The sequence below is a fragment of the Mycolicibacterium novocastrense genome (genome assembly GCF_001570485.1).
Lineage (GTDB): Bacteria > Actinomycetota > Actinomycetes > Mycobacteriales > Mycobacteriaceae > Mycobacterium > Mycobacterium novocastrense.
This window is the reverse complement of the sequence record NZ_BCTA01000111.1, coordinates 1-1,233: the sequence shown is the minus strand read 5'-3', so window position 1 is coordinate 1,233 and position 1,233 is coordinate 1. Positions and strand designations below refer to the sequence as shown.

Below are 1,233 nucleotides of genomic sequence, written 5' to 3'. Positions count from 1 at the left end.
TGTGTTCAATGCCACAGTCCAGTTGTATGTTCCGGTGCCCGAGAACCCTCCTCTCTCGCTGGAGATGTTGCGCAGCCCGAGGTACAGCAACTTCATCGCGGCGTCCTTGTCGGGGAAATGGCCGCGGTTCTTGGTGATCTTGCGCAGTTGGAAGTTGATCGATTCGATCGCGTTGGTGGTGTAGACGATCTTGCGCAGCTCGACCGGATAATCCAGGAACGGCACGAACTCGGGCCAGGCGTTGCGCCACACGTCGATCGCGCCCGGGTACTGGGCGCCGTAGGCGGTGTCGAAGTCCTTGAGCGCGAGCTCTGCGGCCTCCACGGTCGGCGCGCTGTAGATCGCGCGCATCGATGTCGCGACCTTCTTGCGGTCTTTGTAGGACACGAACCGCATCGCGTTGCGGATCACGTGCACCACGCAGGTCTGCACCACGGTCTCGGGGTAGATCGAGCGGATCGCGTCGGGCAGCCCGGTCAGCCCGTCGCAGCAGGCGATCAGGATGTCGCGCACCCCGCGGTTGCGCAGATCGATCACGACTTTCTGCCAGAACTTCGCCCCCTCGGAGTCTTGGATCCAGACCCCCAGGGCGTGTTTGCGGCCGTCGAGATCCACGCCGATGGCCAGATAGGCCACCTTGGTGGTGACGACCCCGTTGTCTTTGATGCGCAGCCGCAGCCCGTCGATGTAGAGGATCGGATAGACCTCGTCGAGCGGGCGCGATTGCCAGGCCTTGATCTCATCGACCACCACCTCGGTGATGTTGGAGATCAGCTCTCGCGACACCGACGCGCCGTACACCTCCTCGAGATGTGCTTCGATGTCGCGGGTGGTCATGCCGCGCGAGTACAGCGACAACACCACCGAGTTGAGGTTGCCCAGCCGGCGGACCTTTTTGGGCACGATCGCCGGCTCGAACGAGCCGTTACGATCACGCGGCACCGCGATGGCCACCGGGCCGTTGACCGTGGACACCGTCTTCGGTGTCGTGCCGTTGCGGGAATTGCCGCTGCCGCGCCCGGCCGGGTCACCGGCCTCGTATCCCAAGTGGTGGGTCAGTTCCGAATCCAACGCCCGTTCCAGCACCGCCTTGGTCAACTCGTTGAGCAAACCATCGGCGCCATCAATCGGGGTTCCCGACTTCACCGCATCCTTGATCAACGAATCCAGCGTCTCAGCCGAAAACGTCTCCGCCAGTTGCCGAGCCGCCGACTTTCCCGAACCCGACGACGC

Annotated in this window: 1 protein-coding gene; it reads right to left on the bottom strand. The window is 63.4% G+C overall.

Annotated elements, in window-relative coordinates:
• Positions 1-1,197: IS256 family transposase (locus RMCN_RS30650; protein WP_084377914.1), on the bottom strand; the 1,197-nt coding region annotated here is incomplete at its 3' end.
• Positions 1,198-1,233 lie beyond the last annotated feature (36 nt).